Below are 18,997 nucleotides of genomic sequence, written 5' to 3'. Positions count from 1 at the left end.
CTTGGATCTGCCTGATAGATATTGGCAGGAAGGTGCCCTGATATAAGTTAAGTTAGAACTTTTCCAGTATTTATTTTAACCAGTGTTAACCTAAGTTAGATACTAATCCAAATTAGTATTGGGAGGGCATGTGGAGCGCATCCTTATTACGGGCGGGGCAGGGTTCATCGGGCGCTTCGTGGCAGACGAGCTGCTGCGGCGCGGCCATGAGGTGCGCGTGCTCGATAGCCTGATCGAGCAGGTCCACGGCGAGACCGACGGATCGCAGATGCTCAACCCGCACGCCGAACTGATCCGCGGCGACGTTCGCAACAAGGATGTGGTGGCCAAGGCGCTGCAGGGTGTCGACAGCGTCATCCACCTGGCGGCGGAAGTCGGCGTCGGCCAATCGATGTACGAGGTCGAGCGATATACTTCGACCAATGACGTCGGCACGGCCGTGTTGTTCGAGGCGCTGATCGACCAGCCGGTGCGGCGCGTCGTCACCGCCTCCTCCATGTCGATCTATGGCGAGGGCCTGTACCGCGACGCCGAGGGCGAGCTTGTCCAGGACGCCGAGCGCAAGGGGCTAAAGGACGGCCAGGCCAATTGGGAGCCGATCGACGATCTCGGCCGGCCGCTGACGCCGGTGGCGACGCCTGAATGGAAGCGCCCCAACCTCTCCTCCATCTACGCGCTCAACAAATATGTGCAGGAGCGCACGACCCATATCATGGCGGCGCCCTATGGGATTGAGGGCGTCTGCCTGCGCCTGTTCAACGTCTATGGACCGGGCCAGGCGCTCTCCAATCCTTATACCGGCGTGCTGGCGATCTTCGCCTCGCGGCTGTTGAACGGGCAGCAGCCGATGATCTTCGAGGATGGCGAGCAGCGGCGCGACTTCGTGCACGTCTCCGACGTGGCGCGCGCGTTCGCCGATGCGCTGGTTCTGCCCAGCGCGGTCGGCGGCACCTTCAATATCGGCTCCGGCACCGATCGATCGGTGACCGAGGTCGCGACCGAGTTGGCCCGCGCGATGGGCAAGAACGAGATCGCGCCGGAGATTGTCGGCAAGGCGCGGATCGGCGATATCCGCCATTGCTTCTGCGATACGTCGCTCGCTGCCGACAAGCTGGGCTTCCGCGCCACGCAGGATTTCCAGGAAGGCCTGGCGGAACTCGCGATCTGGGTCGCACAGCAGACGGCGCAGGACCGGGTCGAACAGATGCGGGCCGAGCTCGAAGCACGCGGGCTGGTCGCATGAGCATCGACGGAGCGGATCGCCCGATCCTCGTCACCGGCGGCGCCGGCTTCATCGGCTCCAACCTGGTCGATCGGCTGGCGGGCGCCGGGCATAAGGTTGTGGTCTATGACGCGCTGTCGCGGGCGGGGGTCGAGACCAACCTGGCCTGGGTTCAGTCGCGCCATGGCGATCGCGTCCAGGCGATCATCGCCGACATCCGCGACGAGGATCGGCTGGCGGATGCGGCGGCCAACGCCAAAGCCGTCTTCCACCTGGCCGCGCAAGTTGCCGTGACGACGAGCATGGTCGATCCCCGCGACGACTTCACGATCAATATCGTCGGCACGCTGAACCTTTTGGATGCATTGCGCACGCGCAATCCAAAAGCGCCGATCATCTTCGCGTCGACCAACAAGGTCTATGGCGATCTTGCCGATATCGACTTCCAGCTGGAGGGCGATCGCTACGTCCCCGGCGACGCCGCGGTGCGGGACCACGGCATCGGGGAAAGCCGTCCGCTCGATTTCCATACGCCGTACGGCTGCTCCAAGGGGGCGGCCGACCAATATGTGCTGGATTATGCCCGCAGCTTCGGGATCGCCTCCGCCGTCCTGCGGATGAGCTGCATCTATGGCCAGCGGCAGATGGGAACGGAAGATCAGGGCTGGGTCGCCCACTTCCTGATCCGGGCGTTGGAAGGCAAGCCGATCACGCTGTATGGCGACGGCCATCAGGTGCGCGACATCCTGGACGTGTCCGACGCGGTCGACGCTTATGTGAAAGCGTGGGAGCGGATCGACGCGGTCAGCGGACGCGCCTTCAATCTCGGCGGCGGCCCGGCCAATGCGGTCAGCCTGCGGCAACTGCTCAGCCATATCGGTACGTTGCTGGGGCGCGAGTTGGAGATCGGCACGTCCGACTGGCGCGCCGGCGACCAGCGCTATTTCGTCGCCGATACGCGCGCGGCGGAGGCGGCCCTCGGCCTGGGCGCCAAGGTGCCGTGGAAGGAGGGCGTCGCCCGCCTGGCCGCATGGCTGGCGGCCGAGCGCAATCTGGCCGCGCCTGCAGCCGTATTGGAAGCCGCTGCATGAGGCGCCCGCGCGTCCTGATGACGGCCGATACGATCGGCGGCGTCTGGACCTATGCGCTGGAGCTGGCGCGCGCGCTGGTGCCGCTGGGCTATGATCCGATCCTGGCGGTGCTCGGCCCCGCGCCGAGCGCGGCGCAGCAGGCAGAAGCAGACGCGGCGTCGGGCGTGCGCCTGATCGAAACAGGCCTTCCGCTCGACTGGCTGGCACCCGATGCGGCTGCCGTCCGCGCCAGCGCCGCCGCGCTGGCCGTCCTTGCTACCGACATCAAGGCGGACATCGTCCACCTCAACCAGCCCGCTTTTGCCGGAGCGGCAGACTTCCCGGCGCCGGTTGTCGCGGCTTTGCACAGTTGTGTCGAGACGTGGTGGCACGCGGCTGGCGACGGTCCGCCACCCGCCAGCTTCGCTTGGCAGACCGATCTGGTGCGGGCAGGTTTGCACGCGGCCGACCGTGTCCTGTGCCCCAGCGCCGCCTTCGCCGCCGAAGCCCAAGCGGCCTATGATCTGCCGGTCACCCCATCGGTGGTCCATAATGGGCGGACGGCGCGCGCTTATGCCGATGCCGCCCCGCACGATTTCGCGATCACCGCCGGCCGGCTATGGGACAAGGGCAAGAATGTCGCCACGCTCGATCGGGCGGCGGGCCAGCTGAGCGTACCCTTCAAGGCGTTCGGGCCGCTTGAGGCGCCGCATGGCGAGCAGGTGCGGTTTGAGCATCTCTACACGCCGGGCAATGTCGATGAAGCGACGCTGGCCGCATGCCTCGCCCCCCGCCCCGTCTTCGCGTCGGCCGCGCTTTACGAGCCGTTCGGGCTGGCCGTGCTGGAGGCAGCCTCCGCCGGCTGCGCACTGGTCCTGTCCGACATCCCGACCTTCCGCGAGCTTTGGAGCGATGCCGCGATCTTCGTGCCGGCAATGGATGCGGACGGCTTCGCGCGGGTGATTGGCGCAGTCGTAGGCGATAGCGCATTGCGGGCCGAGCTCGGCTCCAAAGCCCGTGCCGCCGCGCAGGCCTACACGCCCGACCGGATGGCAGCGGCGACCGCGGCGCTCTATCGCAACGTCGTACCGGCCGCGGCGGCGAAGGCGGCCGCATGAATATCGTCTATTTCACGCACAGCCTCGCCTCCTGCTGGAACCATGGCAATGCGCATTTCCTGCGGGGCGTGCTGCGCGAACTGATCGCACGCGGCCACCGCGTAGGCTCGCTCGAGCCGGCCAGCAATTGGAGCCTCGCCAATTTGCTGGCCGATCATGGCGAGGCCGGCCTGTCGCCCTTTCGCCATGCCTATCCCGAGCTGCGCAGCGAAAGCTACCAGCCGGAGGCGGATCGCGCGGCGATGGTGGACGGTGCCGATCTGGTGATCATGCATGAGTGGAACGATCCCGCGCTGGTGGCCGAGATCGGCCGCATGCGGAGCGCCGGCGGCCGCTTCACCCTGCTATTCCACGACACGCATCACCGCGCGGTAAGCGATCCCGACGCGATCCGCGCCTTCGATCTGTCCGGCTATGATGGCATACTCGCGTTCGGCGAGACCTTGTCCGACGTCTATCGCCGCTGGGGCTGGGGCGACCGCGTCTGGACCTGGCACGAGGCGGCCGACACGCGTCTGTTCCATCCGCCGACGCAGGAAGGCCGGCGCAGCGGACTCGTCTGGATCGGCAATTGGGGCGATGGCGAACGCACGCAGGAGCTGGAGGAATATCTGTTCCGTCCGGCGCAGGCGGTCGGCCTGCCGCTCGATATTTACGGCGTGCGCTACCCGGACGAGGCCCGGGAAGCACTGGCCCGTTATGGCATCGCCTATCATGGCTGGGCGCCCAACGCGCGCGCGCCGGAGATCTTTGCCCAACATCTGGCAACGGTCCATGTGCCCCGCCGCTATTATTCGACGATCCTGCCCGGCATTCCGACGATTCGGATGTTCGAGGCGCTGGCCTGCGGCATCCCACTCGTCTCGGCGCCGTGGGAGGATAGCGAAGGGCTGTTTCGGGGCGGCAGGGATTATCTGATCGCCCGCGATGGAGCGGCCATGGCGGCGCACCTGCGTGCGCTTCGCGAGGATGCCGCGCTGCGTGCCAGCCTTGTCGCATCGGGGCTGGAGACCGTCCGTGCCCGCCATACCTGCGCCCACCGCGTCGATGAGCTGCTCGCCATCGTCGCGCGCCTGCGCGCCCCCAATCTGGAGACTGCCGCGTGAAGATCGCCTTCTACGGCTCGAGCCTGGTATCCTCTTACTGGAACGGAGCCGCGACCTATTATCGGGGCATCCTGCGCGATCTGGCGGCGCGCGGTTACGACATCACCTTCTACGAACCCGATGCATTCGACCGCCAGCAGCATCGCGATATCGACCCGCCGGAGTGGGCGCGATCGGTGGTCTACCCCGCCACCGAGGAAGCGATGCGTGCCGTGCTGGCCGAGGCTGCGGCGGCGGACATCGTGGTGAAGGCCAACGGCGTCGGCGTGTTCGACCGCGAGTTGCTGGAAGGGATTGTCGCCCAGGCGCGTCCGGATGCGCTCCGCATCTTCTGGGACGTCGACGCCGCCGCCACGCTGGACGAGATGCGCGCCGACGCATCGCATCCGGTGATCGCCGCCCTGCCCGATATCGACATGGTCCTGACCTATGGTGGCGGCCAGCCGGTGATCGACGCCTATCGCGGCTTTGGCGCGCGCGAGTGCGTGCCCGTCTACAACGCTTTGGATCCGTCCACGCATCACCCGGTGCCGCCCGACGAACGCTTCCGTTGCGACCTCGCCTTCCTGGGCAACCGCCTGCCGGACCGCGAGGCACGGGTGGAAGAATTCTTCCTGAAGCCGGCGGCGGCGCTGCCCGACCGGCAGTTTCTGATCGGCGGCAACGGCTGGGACAGCAAGGCGATGCCCGCCAATGTTCGCCATCGCGGGCATGTCTACACGGCCGAGCATAACGCCTTCAATTGCACACCGCTGGCGGTGTTGAACGTCGCGCGCGACAGCATGGCGCATATCGGCTTCTCGCCCGCAACCCGCGTGTTCGAGGCGGCCGGCGCCGCCGCCTGCCTGATCACCGACGCGTGGGAAGGGCTGGGCCTGTTCCTGAAGCCGGACGTCGAAGTGCTCGTCGCCCGCGATGGCCAGGATGTTGCCGAACATCTCGCGGCGCTGACGCCTGCCAAAGCCAAGGCGATCGGCGAGGCCGCGCTGGTGCGCGTCATGGCCGAACATACGTATCGCCTGCGCGGGGCGCAGGTGGACGCCTTGTTCAAAGCGCATTTCGCGCGGGCGCGGGAGGCGGCATGAAGCTCGTCGTCCTGGGCCTGTCGCTCTCCTCCTCCTGGGGGAATGGTCACGCCACAACCTTCCGCGCGTTGCTGAAGGCCTTTGCCGCACGTGGGCACGACATCCTGTTCCTCGAACGCAACGTGCCCTGGTATGCCAGCCAGCGCGATCTGACCGATCCCAATTTCTGCCGGCTCGCTTATTATGACGATCTGGAGGCGCTGACGGCGTGGCAGGACGAGATTGCCGCGGCGGATGCGGTGATCGTCGGATCCTACGTCCCCGAAGGCGTGGCGATCGCGCGCTATGTCCAGGGCATCGCTGAAGGCGTCACCGCTTTCTACGATATCGATACTCCGGTGACGCTGGCCAAGCTGGCGCGGGGCGATTTCGAATATCTCTCGCCGGAGGTCATTCCCGGCTACGATGTCTATCTCTCCTTTACCGGGGGGCCGACGTTGCGGCTGCTGGAGGAGAGCTACGGCTCGCCCGCCGCACGCGCGCTTTATTGTTCGGTCGATCCCGACGCCTACCGGCCGACCGGTGTGCCAAAGCGGTGGGACCTGTCCTATCTCGGCACCTATAGCCCGGATCGGCAGCCGACGCTGGAACGGCTGCTGATCGAACCCGCCCGCGCCATGCCGGATCGGCGTTTCGTCGTGGCCGGCCCGCAATATCCGGACGACATCGATTGGCCGGCCAATGTCGAGCGGATCGAGCATCTTCCGCCTGCCGGCCATGCCGATTTCTATTCCGCCTCCCGCTTCGCGCTGAACGTCACCCGGGCTGACATGATCGCGGCCGGCTGGTCACCGTCGGTGCGCCTGTTCGAAGCGGCGGCCTGCGGGACACCGATCGTGTCGGATCGCTGGGCCGGGCTCGACGCGCTGCTGGCGCCGGAGTCCGAGATCATTCTGGCCGACAGCAGCGCCGATGTCATCGCGGCGCTGGATCGCGCCGACAGCGACGCCATCGGCGGCGCGGCGCGCGCCCGCGTGCTCGCCGAACATACGGCCGCGCATCGCGCCGCAGAACTGGAAGCCCACCTCAACGAAGCATCGGAAGGCCGCACAAACGGCCCGCACGAAGACGCTACACTACGGGAAATTGCATGATGATCGGACGGACGAGCGATCTTATCCTGGTGGCCGGCGGTGCCGGCTTCATCGGCACCCACCTCTGCACCGCCCTGCTGGAAGCAGGGCACGACGTCTTGTGCATCGACAATCTGCAAACCGCCCGGACCGCCAACATCGAGTTGCTGGAGGAATATCCCAACTTCAGCTTCATCGAAGCGGATATCACCGAGCCGCTGCCGCGTGCGGTGCTGAGCCATGCGCCGCGGATCAGCCGCATCTACAATCTTGCCTGCGCCGCTTCCCCGCCGCGCTATCAGGCCAACCCCGAACATACGATGCTGACCAATGTGATCGGCACGAGCGCCTTGTTGCAGCTGGCGGAGCTTTCGGGCGCGCGCTTCCTGCTATCGTCCACCAGCGAAGTGTATGGCGATCCGGAGCATCACCCGCAGCGGGAGGATTATCGCGGCTGGGTCAGCTGCATCGGCCCGCGCGCCTGCTATGACGAAGGCAAGAGGGCGGCGGAGGCGATCACCTTCGACTATGCCCGGCTGGGACGTGCGGATGTGCGCGTCGCCCGCATCTTCAACACATATGGCCCGCGCATGCATCCGGATGACGGCCGTGTCGTCTCCAACCTGATCTGCCAGGCGCTGTCCGGGCAGCCGATCACCATCTATGGTGACGGTACGCAGACACGCAGCTTCTGCTACGTCTCCGATCTGGTCGACGGGCTGATCCGGCTGATGGAAAGCGAGATGGACGGCACCCAGCCGGTCAATCTCGGCAATCCGGAGGAGCTGACGGTGCGGGAATTGGCGGAGATGGTCCGCGACATCGTCGGCGCGCCGGATGACATCACCTTCATGCCCCTGCCCCAGGACGATCCCCGCCGCCGCCGTCCGGACATCAGCCGTGCGCAGGAATGGCTCGGCTGGTCCCCGACCGTACGCGTGCGGGATGGGGTCGAGCGCACCTGCGCCTGGTTCGCCGCTGACCTGGATCTCGCCAAGGCGACACCCGAAGCCGTTGCTGCCGAATGAGGCGTGGTCAGGGCAAGGCGTAGGCGATGACGCTGTCGCCGATCGGCGTTTCCATGAAGTGATGGCCGCCGGCGACGATCACCAGATATTCCTTGCCGTTGATGGCATAGACCATGGGAGTCGCCTGGCCGCCGGCGGGTAGCACCTTCGACCAGATCGTCTTGCCGTTGCGCAGATCGATCGCACGGATCAGATTGTCCGTCGCAGCCGCGATAAAGACCACGCCCCCGGCCGTTACGACAGCACCGCCATTATTGGGTGTGCCGATCGTCAGCGGCAGCATGGATGGGATGCCGAACGGCCCATTGGTGCGCGCCGTACCGAACGGGCGATCCCATAAGGTCTTCCCGCTGGCGATATCGATCGCGCGGATGCCACCATAAGGCGGGCGCTTGCACAACATGCCGGTCATCGGGAGCCGCCAGCCGGCATTGACGTCGATCGCATAAGGCGTGTTCGCCTGCGGGTCGCCTGCGCCTTCCGCGCCGCCGATATTGCCACGGGCCTGATCGCGCGGGGCCCACCCCTTCTTGTTGGCGATCGCGCGCGGCACCAGCCGGACATAATTGGGCATGTCGTTATAATTGGCGAAGATCACCCTGCGGCGCGGATCGACCGCGACGCCACCCCAATCGGTGCCGCCATTATAGCCGGGATATTCGATCGAATGCCGGTCCGCCTCCGGCGGCGTGAAGAACCCTTTATAGCTCGCCCGGCGGAACTGAATGCGGCAGGCGAGCTGATCGATCGGCGACATGCCCCACATATCGGCTTCCGTCAGCGGCGGCTTACGCAGCGTCTGCCACAAGGAAACGATCTGCGTGGGCGCGCGCTGTTCCGGTTCGACGCCGCCACCGGGCGCCTTGATCGTGCCGATGGGGGTCAGCGGACGCCCGGTCCGCCGATCGAGGATATAGATATCGCCTTGCTTGCTCGGCAGAACCAGCGCCGGCGCCCCCTTATAATCGATCAGGGTTGCCTGGGCACCGAAATCATAATCCCAGACATCCTTGCGTACCGCCTGGAAGCGCCAGCGCGGCTTGCCGGTAGTCACGTCCATCGCGACGAGCGAGGTTGCATAGAAATTTTCCGGCGGGCGGCGTTTGCCGCTCCAATAATCCGCCGTGGAATTGCCCATGGGCAGATAGACAAGGCCGAGCTGCTCATCGCCGCTGGCAATCGTCCACATATTGGGCGTTCCGCGCGCCCAGGTCTGGCCCGGCGGGGGATAGCCGTTCCAGTTCGGGTGCATCATGTCCCACGCCCAGCGCAGCTTGCCGGTGACCGCGTCGAAGCCCTGGATCACGCCGGACGGCTCCCAGCGATCCTGGCCGTCGAGCACCTGATGCCCGGTCACCACCACCCCGCGCACGATTGTCGGCGGCGAATTGATCGAGACGAAACCCGCGGGAACCACGCCCATGCCGATCTTGGCATCGACTTGGCCGTGCGTACCGAAATCCTCGCACGGGCGGCCGTTGCGCGCATCCAAAGCCACCATGCGCGCATCCAGCGTGCCGTAGATGATGCGCGTGGCACAGGGGCTGCCCACGGCGGCGCCCGGCACCGGATAATAGCTCACCCCACGGCAGGCAGCGGTATAGGGAATGGCCGTATCGGAAACCTGCGGATCATAGCGCCAGCGCTGCTTGCCGGTTGCGGGATCGAGCGCGATCACCATGCTTTTCGGCGTGCAGACATAAAGGGTGTCGCCGATCTTCAGCGGCGTATTTTCCGCCCCATAAGTGTTCCGGATCTTGGCGGAGGACGGCAGATCGCCGGTGTGCGTCAGCCACACCTGACGGAGCTGGCCGACATTGGCCGGCGTGATCTGCGCGAGGGGCGAGAAACGGCGGGCGCTATAGGAGCCGCCATAAGCCGGCCAATCCGCATCTGCCTGCAGGGCGGCGGGATCGGCCATCGCCGGTCCGGGATCGGGCAGCGCCGCCAGCACCTGCGGCTGGTTGATCCGGCCGAGCACGACGCCGACCACGGCGGTACCAAGCACCACCACCAATATGGCACCCAAGGCCCAGCGCCAGCGATGGGCGGCGCGCGTCAGCGTCGGCGCAACCAGCAGCGCCAGGATCAGCAGCACCAATGGCGCGATCACGCGCGGCACCAGCGCCCAGCCATCGGTACCGACTTCCCAAAAGGCCCAGACGATCGTGGCGGCGACGATCGCAACATAGATCCACAGACCCAAGAGCCGTTGGCGGATCAGTAACCAACCGGCCACGATCATCGCGCTACCCGTAATGACGTAATAGGCCGAGCCGCCGAGCAGCGCGAGCCAGGCACCGGCAACAGCAAGTATCACGCCGATCAGCGTGATCACGCCGCCGATGATGATCGCGGGAATGCGGGAATGGCGGATCGGCTGGGAAGTATCGGCGTCCATAGTAGCACCTCGTCCCACGCGCAGTCGCAGCTGGGTTTAGCCCAAACATCCCGCCCGAAGCGCCGTTCCGCACAGGGCGCAATAAGGCGGCACGATCACAGTCGCCTGCCTGTTATGCGAGTGTCTGCCCGACAATCTGGAGCGAAGATCGGCTTTGCTTAACGTCATCGCCGCCCGGGAACAGCTTGTTCAGATAATAGCCCAGCAGGAGATAATGGGCGCGCATCGCGGCAGGATGCGATGCACGTCGCGCGCATTCCAGTTCCGCTTCCGCGCGCCGCTGCAAATATTCCTGATCGTCTGGCGCCATCGCCGCGACTCCATACCTTTGCTGCCGAAGTGACATGGCAAGGCCATCGCTACCGTGACTTACGTTAAGGTTCGACGGACATTAGGTCCATTTTCGGCCTTTCACCGCCACCCACCGCCGAGAGCCAGAAACAGATCGACCTGACGGTCGATAACAATCGCATCCGAAGCCGCCAGCGTCGCTTCTGCGGTCGCGAGGCTCGCCTGCGCCGTCAATACGTCCAGGAAGCCCGCCCGGCCGAACCGGTAGAGCCGTCCCGCCTGATCCGTCGCCAGCGCGGCGCTATTGCGGGCAAGGCGCAGCGCGCGGTTGCGATCCAGTTCCTGCGCATAAGCGGACAGGGCCGTTTCGGTCTGACGCAGTGCTTCGATCGTGGTGGAATCAAATTGTGCCGCAGCGGCATCGGCGGCTGCCCCTGCCTGCGCAATGCGGGCACGGGCCGCGGCGCGATTGGGGAAGCTCCACGAGACGAGCGGGCCCAGGCTGACCGCAAAGTCATTGCCACGTCCGATGCTGGCGACCGGGCCGGTCAGCCCAACCGAGCCGCCAAGGCTGACCTGCGGGTAGAGATCGGCGGTGGCGACGCCGATCCGTGCCGTAGCGGCAGCGAGCTGACGCTCCGCGGCGCGAATATCCGGCCGCCGTCGCAACAGCGCGGTACCGTCGCCGATCGGGATCGGACGCGACAAGGCCGGGGTCGCGGCACAGCGTTCGACCTCGCGCGGATAGGTTGCCGGGGGCGCGCCCAACAAGGCGCCGAGCTGATAGAGGGCAGCCTGGCGCGCGGCGAGAATGGGCGGGGTTTGCGCCTGACTTTGTTCGAGCGCCGTCTGCGCACGCGTCACATCGAAGGCGGTCCCGCGGCCGCCCCGGAACAGGCGCCGGGTAACGTCCAGCGTCTGCCGCTGCAACGCCACGATGCGCTGATTGGCAGCCAGCGTCTGATTGGCCGCACAGGCGGCGGCATATACGCGCGTGGTGGCCGCCGCGACGGTCACGCGCACATCGTCGCGCGCCGCCTGCACGGCTTCGGCATCCGCCTGTGCCGCCTCGATCCCGCGCCGTATCTGTCCGGCCAGATCGAGCGGATAGGCCAGGCTGAAGCCCAGATCATAGCCGACCGTGCCCGGCAACGCCCCGCCTGTTCCGGACGGGCGCGCCAGCGTGGCGCCGCCGCCCGCGCTGGTGGCGACTCGCCGAGCCGTCTCCGCCTCGCGTACGATCGCTTCGGCGCGGCGTAGATTGGCATCTGCGACGCGCAGATCGGCATTGGCCGCCAGCGCCTGTCCGACCAGCGCGTCCAGCCGGGCATCATCATACAGGCCCCACCAATGATCCGGCAGCGGCGCCTGGCGAAAGACCGGCGCCGTACCGCTGTCGAAGCGCCCCTGGGCGGCGGGCGCGTTCACGACGGCGCGATCGGGCAGCTGATAGTCCGGGCCAGCGACGCAACCCGCCAGCGCCAGCGCCACCAGCCAGACGAAATGCCTCAACGCCCGGCCTGCGGCAGGATCGTGACGGTGGCGGTGCGCCCGGCGATCAGGCGCGTGCCGGCGGGAACCTGATCCAGCTTCACGCGGACCGGGATGCGCTGGGCCAATCTGACCCAGGCGAAGGTGGGGTTGACTGTGGGGAGGAGGTTGCCGGCATTGGTGCGCTCGCTGTCGCTGATGCCGGCGGAAATGCTGTCGACATGCCCGCGGATCGGCGCCGCATCGCCCATCAACTGGACGCGCACCGGATCGCCGATGCGAATGCGGGGCAGCTTCGTTTCCTCGAAATAGCCTTCGACCCGGATCGAATCGTCGTCGACCAGGGCCAGTGCCTGCTGGCCGGCCGCGACATAATCGCCAGGGTGGAGATCAAGGTTGGTGACCGTGCCGTTGACGGTCGCGCGGACGGTCGTGCGCTGCAGGTTGAGCACGGCCTGATCCCGACTGGTTTGCGCCTGCGCCAGCGCCGCGGCCGCCGTCGCCGCCCGCGCGACATTCTGCTCATGCGTTTCCGCCGCGACGAGATCGCCCAGCGCCAGATCGCGCGCGGATTCGCGCCGCGCCTGGTTCAGCGTCGCACGAGCGCTGGCGATGGCTGCATCGGCCTGGGCCAGTGCCAAAGCGAAGCGCGGCCGATCGACCACGAACAGCAGATCGCCCGGCTTGACGCGCTGATTGTCACGTACCGCCACCTGGGTCACGAGACCGGACACGTCGGGGGTAACCCGCACGACATCGGCCCGGATATGGCCATCGCGCGTCCACGGATCGCGCTCGTAGCGATGCCACAGCCACACCGCCACGAGCAACGCCGCCGCGACCAGCAGGAGCGTGATGGCAAGGCGGCCCAGCGGGGCAAGCCAACTCCTCATGCGCCGGCGCCGGGACGCGAGGTCAGAAAGGACAACAAACCAAGAATGATGACGAACAAGGCAAGATCCGCAAGGGGGCGATAGGCGACATAGCGATAGCCGCCGACCAGGTTGATCAGCCGGGTCAACAGCCCGGTCAGGACGAGCGCGATGATTCCCAGCAGCAGCAAGGTCGGGAAATAGACGCCGGCCACGATCATGTCGCCCTTCATCCCGCCGTCTCCTCGTTCAATCCGGCTGCCCGCGGGAACAGGTTGCGACGGAGGCTCGTCAGCGCCAGCACCGCCGCGCGACGCCGTTCGGCCGAGGGCCCCTGCGCTAACACACGCAGGGCATTATCGATGCATTCCAGCAATTGGGACGATGGTTCGGCCGGCGCATCGATCCGCAGCCCACGATAATATTTGGCGATCCCGCGCAACACGGGCGTGATCAGCGCCTCTTCCTCCTCCGTTCCGCCGCGCCGTAGGTTGCGCAGCTCGCCCACTGTCAGGCCAATGCGCAGATCGACCAAGGCGTCGAGCAGGGGCTTGCCCGGATCGTCACCGCGCGCCGCCAGACGCGGCGCCAGCAACCCGATCCGATCGAGCATGCGGCTGGTCCAGCCGGTTGCGTCGGGTGGGCTGCGCAGATCGCTGCGGCGGGCAAGGTCGCGCCAGCCGGCGCGGATCAGGCGCTCCGCACTGCGCGCGGTGCCGATCGTCTGGAACAGGCCGACCGTCACGACCGCGAACAATGTGCCCATCAATTGCGCGAGCGAGCCGTTGATGAAGCCTTCGAAGCCGGGTGTGTAGCGATCGTTCAAGCCGATGCTGTTGAGCACGCCCAACACTGCGCCGAGCCCCACGAACGACGGGCGCGCGTCGGCAAGAAACGCACCCAGGATCAGCATGGTCGGCGCCAGCGCGAGGATCAGCATCGGAAAGGTCGTGACCCGCGGCAGGATCGCATAGGCATAAAGCGCGGCGAGGCCGATGCCGAGCAGCGACCCCCAGAAGAATTTCATGATCGCCGGCGCCGGCTCATCGCTGCTGCCGAACAAGGCGCAGCACACGCCCGCGATCAGCACCGCGCCGGCCCCGTCAGGCCAGCCGGTCAAGATCCAGAAAGCACAACCGAGCAGCACGGTTGCGGTCGTTCCCGCCGCCGCGCGTATCGCCACGCCGCGATCGCGGTGCAGCGCGCGCCGCCCGGTCGCGGCGAGCAGCGTGGCGATGCTGGGCGAGACCGCCCGCGCAGTGGGCGCACGGATCTGCTCGCGCAACAGCCGCGCATCGCGATGTGCTTGGACGAGCTCCCCCAGCCGGGCGGTGATACTCAACCGCAAGGCATCGCGCCATTGCAGCGGAGCAACGATGTCCGGCTCTGCCGCAGCGGCCAGCGCGACCAGATGATTGCCGCCCTGCTCGTCCGCACCGGCCGCCAACCACGCCTGAATGCGGGCGAGCAATTCCTTAAGATCGGCCGGGATCGCGCCGCAGACCCGGATCAATTCGCGCAGTCGATCCTCAACCCCACTCGCGAGCGGCAGGATGAAGGATAATTCGTCCTGCAGCGCGCGCACCGTACGGACGCGCGGGCGCAGCCGCCCGGTGTCAAACGGCAGGTGGATCGACAGTTGGTGCAGCTCATTCACGTCGAGCGCGAGGCGCCGGCGATCGCGCGCCAGCGCGGCGCCGCCCTCACCGGAGAGCGAATCCGCCGTCCAGCGTTCGGCATCCGCCAGGATCGTATCGGCCCGGCGCAGCAACTGGTCCGCCACCGATCGCGGCAGGATGACCCCGTGGATCAGGCTGCCGCACAGGATGCCGATCACAATCTCCTGCACGCGCAGAATGGCAACGTTGAAAATCTGACCAGGCACCTCAACGCTCGGGAAGCCGATGATGCTGGCGGTATAGCCCGCCAGTAGGAAGATATAGGCGCGCGGCGTGCGATCGAGCAGCGAGAAATAGAGGCAGACACCTAGCCACAGGGCCAGCCCCAGGCTCAGCGCCGCTGGTTCATTGACGAAGGTCGGGACAAGCACGACCGCGGCCGTTGCGCCCAATGCGGTTCCCGCCACGCGGAAGACGGCCTTGGACAGGACGGCGCCCGCCAGCGGCTGGGCGACGATATAGGAGGTGGTGATTGCCCAATAGGGCCGGGTAAGGCCGATCCGCAGCGCCACATAATAAGCGAGCATCGCCGCCGCGAAACACTTGACCGAGAAGAGCGCCGGTTCGCTGCCGAGACGGGCAAGCCGCATCCTCAGCGTAGGTCTATCCACCTCGCTACGCGTCGGGAGTGCCTGCGCTGTCATGCTGCCATCCTATCGCAGGCGGGGCTGCGGGCGATACACCTTTGACCCCGTCACTCCTCACCGGCGGGACCGACGCTGGCGATAAGCGGGCATGCGTCCAAACCTCCCTAACGCAGGTTATTTCTCGCATGTTTTCAGGAACATCCGCGCGACGATCCGGTTAGTCGGGCATGTCTTGTCGGAGGTTGAACCCATGACGTGGCGAGCAATAGCAAAAGATTTCCGCGCGCGTCCTGTCGGAATGGGATCAGCATGCGTGTGATCACCCCCACTCCATTGGCAGGCAAGCGGATCCTCGTCAGCGGCGGCACCACCGGGATCGGCCGTGCGACCATCGCATTGCTGGCGCGCGAGGGCGCGCATGTGCTGACCTTCGGCCGCCACCAAGATGCGCTGGACGAAGCCCTGGAGCTTGCACGCCAAGGCGGCGGGCGCTGTACGGGATTGGTGGCCGATGCCGCCACGCGCACGGGCATCGAAGAGGTATTCGCCGCCGTCGACCGGGAGCTGGGCGGGCTCGACATATTGGTCGCCTGTGCCGCGCTTGGCGCGGACCCCCTCCACGAGATGGAGGAGGAGGATTGGCGTTATGTGATCGAGACCAACCTGGTCGGCTATCTGTCCTCCGCGCGCCAAGCCATCCACCGTATGGAGCAGAAGGGCGGCGGCCACCTGATGTTCGTCGGATCGATCAGCACCGAGATCAAGGCGGAGGGTGAAAGCGTCTATTCCGCCACCAAGGCCGGCATCCAGGCCTTTGCCGAGACGCTGCGCAAGGAGATTGCGCCCCATAACATCAAGGTCAGCGTCATCCAGCCAGGATCGGTCGCGACGCCGATGCAGGAATGCAGCGATGCCGAAAAGCAGGAGGCGATCAAGGCGGAGCAGATGCTGCTGGCCGAAGACGTCGCCGATGCCATTCACTTCGTCCTCACGCGATCCAAACGCACCGACATCGTCAATCTGCGGATCGAGCCCCTGATCCAGAAGACGAGCTGAGTGCGGCGGACGAGAATGCCCCATCCAGGAGCGCGCCGATGAAGGCTGCCCTGAAAACCGCCGACGGCAAATTCACCGTGAAGGAGGTGGACCGCCCGATCATCCCTGCTGACGATTTCGTGCTCGCCCGCGTGAAGGTTGCCGGGATTTGCGGCACCGATCTACGCCACTGGAACAAGGCCGATCCCGCACTGGAATGCCACATTGTCGGCCACGAACTGGCGGGCGAGGTCGTCGATGTTGGCGCCAATGTGGTCAATCTGAAGCCCGGCGACCGCGTCGTGATCGAAACCGTGATGGGCGACGGCGTCTGCGACTATTGCACCGTGCAGCGCTACAATATTTGCGAGCATCTCTACGATGTGCGGACGCAATATGTATCGCGCGCCTATGGCGAGTTCGTGTGCGGGCCGGAGAAGAAATTCTACAAATTACCCGATCATGTGAGCTTCGAGGAAGCGGCCCTGATCGACACCTTCTCGGTCTGCCTGCACGCCCATCACCTTGCGCAGGTGGGCGTGAACGACAAGATCGCGATCATCGGTGCGGGGCCGATCGGGCTTGGCCAGCTCCAGCTCGCCAAGCTCAGCGGCGCGGACGTCATCATCGTCGATCTGGTCGACGGCGCGCTCGAGGTGGCGCGCGACTTGGGCGCGGATCTTGTCGTCAACAGCGCGCACGCCGATGCCGCCGCCCGGGTGATGGAATTTACCGGCGGCCGCGGCGTCGACATCTGCTTCGAATGCGCGGGTGGGCCATCGATGCCGAAGACGTTGCCGCTGGCAACACGGATGGCGCGGCGCGGCGGCAAGGTCGTGATCGTCGGTGGCTTCGACGATGGCGAAATTGCGATCCCCTTGGAATGGCAGCGCATTCAGATGTCGGAGATCCGGATCATCCCCAGCGCCAGCTTCGCTTTCCATGACATCTACCCGGAACAGGGCATGGTGCTGGAGCTGCTCGCCAGGGGTAAGCTGAACGCGCAGAAGCTGATCACCCACCGCTTCCCGATCGATCGCATCAACGAGGCATTCGAAGTCGCGGACGCGAAAGAGAGAACCGGCGCCGTGTTCGTCGCGGTAACCTTTCCGTGACACCTCCTGCCGGTATGCCCGCCCTCTATTGCGGGACCTATCATATGTCGGGCGGCGGAGGCCTGCATCCCCTCTTCCGCCACAAGGATGGCACTTGGTCGGGCGGGGAACCCTATGCCGATGCCGAAGATGCCTCCTTCGGCACCTATTCCGCACGCCATGGCATTTTCTATTTTGTCGCCGAGCAGGCGACCGGCAGTGTCGGCGCTTTCCGCTTCACGGAGAGCGGCTGGCGCAAGCTTCTGCAGGCGCCAACGGGTGGGTCGGAGCCCTGTTATGTGGCGGCGGATGCGTCCGGGCGCTGCCTGGCTGTCGCCAATTATGGCAGCGGCAGCGTCGCTCTGTTGCAGCTGGACGACGATGGCCTCCCGACCCAGCCCGCGCGCATCCTCGCGCACTCCGGCCATGGCCCGATCGAGGATCGCCAGGACGGGCCCCATGCCCATTGCGCCTGTTTCAGCCCGGACCAACGCTTTCTCTATCACGTCGATCTCGGGACCGACGAGATCCTCGTTTACGATTTCACGCCTGGCACTGCTGTCGCCGGGGCACGCCGCGTCGCCTATCGCGCGCCGCCGGGATCGGGACCACGTCATCTTGCTTTCCATCCCCAGGCATTTCGGGTGCTTCTGGTCAGCGAGCTTGCCAGTACGCTGACCGTACTGGATCGCGACGACGGGCAGCTGGTGCCGCGCGAGGTGCGATCGACCTTGCCGGAGGGATATCGCGGCGAAAGCTTGGGCGGGCATCTGACGCTCAACCGGGCGGGTGATCGCGCCTATGTCAGCAACCGCGGCCATGACAGCATTGCCGTCTTCGCCTGGGACGATGATGGCGCGCTCCACCTGCTTCAGCATGTGCCGAGCGGCGGCGCCTCTCCCCGCCAGTTCGTGCTGATGGAGGCCGAACGGCAGTTGATCGTCGTGCATGAGCATAGCGCCAACATCACCGCGTTCGATGTCGACGACGAGGGTCGGCTGCAGCCGACCGCTACCAACCTGTCCATCCCCGGCGCGGCCTTCCTGATTGCCGCACCATGATTTCGCCGGATCGAGGAGACGCCATGTCGATCGCCCCATCTCGCCTGCGCGGCAAACGCATCCTCGTCACCGGCGGCGCCGGTGGCGTCGGCCGCGCGGTGCTGGCGCAGTTGATCCAGCACGGCGCGCGCATCCTGATCACCGATCGGGTCGAGGCGGATCTGCACGCCACTACCGAGGCCGCCCGCGCCTCAAACCAGGCGGCCGACATCCACCATGTGACCGCCGATCTTTCGACCTCCCAAGGCGTCGCGCAGATGTTCGCGCAGGTGGACGATTGGCTCGGCGGACTGGACATGCTGATCGCGTGCGCCGGCGTCGGCTCCGGCCCGCTGCTCGAGATGGACGAGCCCGCGTGGCGCTATGTGATCGAGAGCAATCTGGTCAGCTATGTCGCCTGCACCCAGGGCGCGATCCAGCGGATGCGCGTCTCAGGCATCAAGGACGGGCTGATCATCCTGGTTGGATCGATCAGCGTTCACATCAAAGCGGTAGGCGAGAGCGTGTATAATGCCTCCAAGGGCGGGGTCGCCTCCTTTGCCGAAACGCTGCGCAAGGAGCTGATTCCCCACAGTATCCGGCTGACCCTGATTGAACCCGGCGCGATCGGATCGGCCATGCAGCCCTTTTCGCCGGAGGAGCGTGCGCGGCGGGTGGACGCCTATGAGTTGCTGCCGCCGGAGGAAGTCGCCGATGCGATCCTGTTCGCCGCGACGCGCGGACCGGGGGTGGACGTGGTGACGCTGCGGATCGAGCCGCTCGTCCAGAAGATCGTGTAGATGCG

The 18,997-nt window shown here is 66.1% G+C and carries 17 protein-coding genes; 11 read left to right on the top strand and 6 right to left on the bottom strand.

Going from position 1 to position 18,997, the window contains the following annotated elements:
* The first annotated feature begins 130 nt into the window (after positions 1-130).
* Genes ACOJSI_RS20060 through ACOJSI_RS20030 form a run of 7 tightly spaced genes read left to right on the top strand, consistent with a single transcriptional unit; the run spans position 131 to position 7,702 of the window.
* Positions 131-1,243: an NAD-dependent epimerase/dehydratase family protein gene (locus tag ACOJSI_RS20060; RefSeq protein ID WP_420140091.1), complete on the top strand. Its 1,113-nt coding sequence runs from the start codon at positions 131-133 to the stop codon at positions 1,241-1,243.
* Positions 1,240-2,313 carry an SDR family NAD(P)-dependent oxidoreductase gene (locus ACOJSI_RS20055; RefSeq protein ID WP_420140090.1) on the top strand — a complete coding sequence of 358 codons (1,074 nt, stop codon included), beginning with the start codon at positions 1,240-1,242 and terminating at the stop codon, positions 2,311-2,313. Before ACOJSI_RS20060 ends, ACOJSI_RS20055 begins: the two co-directional genes overlap by 4 nt.
* Positions 2,310-3,410 (top strand): glycosyltransferase family 4 protein, encoded by a 1,101-nt coding sequence (locus ACOJSI_RS20050; protein ID WP_420140089.1) that lies wholly within the window; start codon positions 2,310-2,312, stop codon positions 3,408-3,410. The genes ACOJSI_RS20055 and ACOJSI_RS20050 overlap by 4 nt, the downstream gene beginning before the upstream one ends.
* Positions 3,407-4,516 carry a CgeB family protein gene (locus ACOJSI_RS20045; RefSeq protein ID WP_420140088.1) on the top strand — a complete coding sequence of 370 codons (1,110 nt, stop codon included), beginning with the start codon at positions 3,407-3,409 and terminating at the stop codon, positions 4,514-4,516. The genes ACOJSI_RS20050 and ACOJSI_RS20045 overlap by 4 nt, the downstream gene beginning before the upstream one ends.
* Positions 4,513-5,601: a CgeB family protein gene (locus ACOJSI_RS20040; protein WP_420140087.1), complete on the top strand. Its 1,089-nt coding sequence runs from the start codon at positions 4,513-4,515 to the stop codon at positions 5,599-5,601. The genes ACOJSI_RS20045 and ACOJSI_RS20040 overlap by 4 nt, the downstream gene beginning before the upstream one ends.
* A complete protein-coding gene (locus tag ACOJSI_RS20035; protein ID WP_420140086.1) occupies positions 5,598-6,695 on the top strand; it encodes a CgeB family protein in 1,098 nt (365 codons plus the stop codon). Before ACOJSI_RS20040 ends, ACOJSI_RS20035 begins: the two co-directional genes overlap by 4 nt.
* The gene (locus ACOJSI_RS20030) at positions 6,692-7,702 is read left to right on the top strand and encodes a UDP-glucuronic acid decarboxylase family protein (RefSeq protein WP_420140085.1); all 1,011 of its coding nucleotides are present in this window, start codon (positions 6,692-6,694) and stop codon (positions 7,700-7,702) included. The genes ACOJSI_RS20035 and ACOJSI_RS20030 overlap by 4 nt, the downstream gene beginning before the upstream one ends.
* Positions 7,703-7,709: 7 nt before the next feature.
* On the opposite strand, the gene ACOJSI_RS20025 is transcribed toward ACOJSI_RS20030, so the two are convergent.
* The 6 genes from ACOJSI_RS20025 to ACOJSI_RS20000 form a co-directional block, all read right to left on the bottom strand.
* Complete coding sequence (locus tag ACOJSI_RS20025; protein ID WP_420140084.1) at positions 7,710-10,103, bottom strand: membrane-bound PQQ-dependent dehydrogenase, glucose/quinate/shikimate family; 2,394 nt, start codon at positions 10,101-10,103, stop codon at positions 7,710-7,712.
* A gap of 112 nt (positions 10,104-10,215) precedes the next feature.
* On the bottom strand, positions 10,216-10,413 hold the full coding sequence (locus ACOJSI_RS20020; RefSeq protein ID WP_420140083.1) for a hypothetical protein: 198 nt from the start codon (positions 10,411-10,413) through the stop codon (positions 10,216-10,218).
* Positions 10,414-10,514: 101 nt separating this feature from the next.
* Positions 10,515-11,906 carry an efflux transporter outer membrane subunit gene (locus ACOJSI_RS20015; protein WP_420140082.1) on the bottom strand — a complete coding sequence of 464 codons (1,392 nt, stop codon included), beginning with the start codon at positions 11,904-11,906 and terminating at the stop codon, positions 10,515-10,517.
* Complete coding sequence (locus ACOJSI_RS20010; protein WP_420140081.1) at positions 11,903-12,778, bottom strand: efflux RND transporter periplasmic adaptor subunit; 876 nt, start codon at positions 12,776-12,778, stop codon at positions 11,903-11,905. The genes ACOJSI_RS20015 and ACOJSI_RS20010 overlap by 4 nt, the downstream gene beginning before the upstream one ends.
* Complete coding sequence (locus tag ACOJSI_RS20005; RefSeq protein ID WP_420140080.1) at positions 12,775-12,990, bottom strand: DUF1656 domain-containing protein; 216 nt, start codon at positions 12,988-12,990, stop codon at positions 12,775-12,777. The genes ACOJSI_RS20010 and ACOJSI_RS20005 overlap by 4 nt, the downstream gene beginning before the upstream one ends.
* Entirely contained in the window at positions 12,987-15,080 is a 2,094-nt protein-coding gene (locus tag ACOJSI_RS20000) for an FUSC family protein (RefSeq protein ID WP_420140079.1), read from the bottom strand. The genes ACOJSI_RS20005 and ACOJSI_RS20000 overlap by 4 nt, the downstream gene beginning before the upstream one ends.
* 252 nt (positions 15,081-15,332) lie before the next feature.
* On the opposite strand from ACOJSI_RS20000, the gene ACOJSI_RS19995 reads away from it, so the two are divergent.
* Genes ACOJSI_RS19995 through ACOJSI_RS19980 form a run of 4 tightly spaced genes read left to right on the top strand, consistent with a single transcriptional unit; the run spans position 15,333 to position 18,992 of the window.
* Positions 15,333-16,079 carry an SDR family oxidoreductase gene (locus ACOJSI_RS19995; RefSeq protein ID WP_420140078.1) on the top strand — a complete coding sequence of 249 codons (747 nt, stop codon included), beginning with the start codon at positions 15,333-15,335 and terminating at the stop codon, positions 16,077-16,079.
* Between the two features lie 38 nt (positions 16,080-16,117).
* Positions 16,118-17,173 carry a zinc-dependent alcohol dehydrogenase gene (locus tag ACOJSI_RS19990; RefSeq protein ID WP_420140077.1) on the top strand — a complete coding sequence of 352 codons (1,056 nt, stop codon included), beginning with the start codon at positions 16,118-16,120 and terminating at the stop codon, positions 17,171-17,173.
* A 14-nt stretch (positions 17,174-17,187) separates the two neighbouring features.
* Complete coding sequence (locus ACOJSI_RS19985; RefSeq protein WP_420140076.1) at positions 17,188-18,213, top strand: lactonase family protein; 1,026 nt, start codon at positions 17,188-17,190, stop codon at positions 18,211-18,213.
* Between the two features lie 23 nt (positions 18,214-18,236).
* Positions 18,237-18,992 carry an SDR family NAD(P)-dependent oxidoreductase gene (locus ACOJSI_RS19980; protein WP_420140075.1) on the top strand — a complete coding sequence of 252 codons (756 nt, stop codon included), beginning with the start codon at positions 18,237-18,239 and terminating at the stop codon, positions 18,990-18,992.
* The last annotated feature ends 5 nt before the right edge of the window (positions 18,993-18,997 follow it).

This window comes from Sphingomonas sp. (genome assembly GCF_048595155.1).
Taxonomy (GTDB): domain Bacteria; phylum Pseudomonadota; class Alphaproteobacteria; order Sphingomonadales; family Sphingomonadaceae; genus Sphingomonas_I.
The sequence above is the reverse complement of the archived record's forward strand: the minus strand, read 5'-3'. Positions and strand labels throughout refer to the sequence as shown.

Coding starts and splice junctions, on each gene's coding strand:
- ACOJSI_RS19985 (WP_420140076.1), top strand. CDS start 17,188: ATGCCCGCCCTCTATTGCGGGACCTATCATATGTCGGGCGGCGGAGGC.
- ACOJSI_RS19995 (WP_420140078.1), top strand. CDS start 15,333: ATGCGTGTGATCACCCCCACTCCATTGGCAGGCAAGCGGATCCTCGTC.
- ACOJSI_RS20035 (WP_420140086.1), top strand. CDS start 5,598: ATGAAGCTCGTCGTCCTGGGCCTGTCGCTCTCCTCCTCCTGGGGGAAT.
- ACOJSI_RS19980 (WP_420140075.1), top strand. CDS start 18,237: ATGTCGATCGCCCCATCTCGCCTGCGCGGCAAACGCATCCTCGTCACC.
- ACOJSI_RS20030 (WP_420140085.1), top strand. CDS start 6,692: ATGATGATCGGACGGACGAGCGATCTTATCCTGGTGGCCGGCGGTGCC.
- ACOJSI_RS20000 (WP_420140079.1), bottom strand. CDS start 15,080: ATGACAGCGCAGGCACTCCCGACGCGTAGCGAGGTGGATAGACCTACG.
- ACOJSI_RS20045 (WP_420140088.1), top strand. CDS start 3,407: ATGAATATCGTCTATTTCACGCACAGCCTCGCCTCCTGCTGGAACCAT.
- ACOJSI_RS20005 (WP_420140080.1), bottom strand. CDS start 12,990: ATGAAGGGCGACATGATCGTGGCCGGCGTCTATTTCCCGACCTTGCTG.
- ACOJSI_RS20025 (WP_420140084.1), bottom strand. CDS start 10,103: ATGGACGCCGATACTTCCCAGCCGATCCGCCATTCCCGCATTCCCGCG.
- ACOJSI_RS19990 (WP_420140077.1), top strand. CDS start 16,118: ATGAAGGCTGCCCTGAAAACCGCCGACGGCAAATTCACCGTGAAGGAG.
- ACOJSI_RS20020 (WP_420140083.1), bottom strand. CDS start 10,413: ATGGCGCCAGACGATCAGGAATATTTGCAGCGGCGCGCGGAAGCGGAA.
- ACOJSI_RS20050 (WP_420140089.1), top strand. CDS start 2,310: ATGAGGCGCCCGCGCGTCCTGATGACGGCCGATACGATCGGCGGCGTC.
- ACOJSI_RS20055 (WP_420140090.1), top strand. CDS start 1,240: ATGAGCATCGACGGAGCGGATCGCCCGATCCTCGTCACCGGCGGCGCC.
- ACOJSI_RS20010 (WP_420140081.1), bottom strand. CDS start 12,778: ATGAGGAGTTGGCTTGCCCCGCTGGGCCGCCTTGCCATCACGCTCCTG.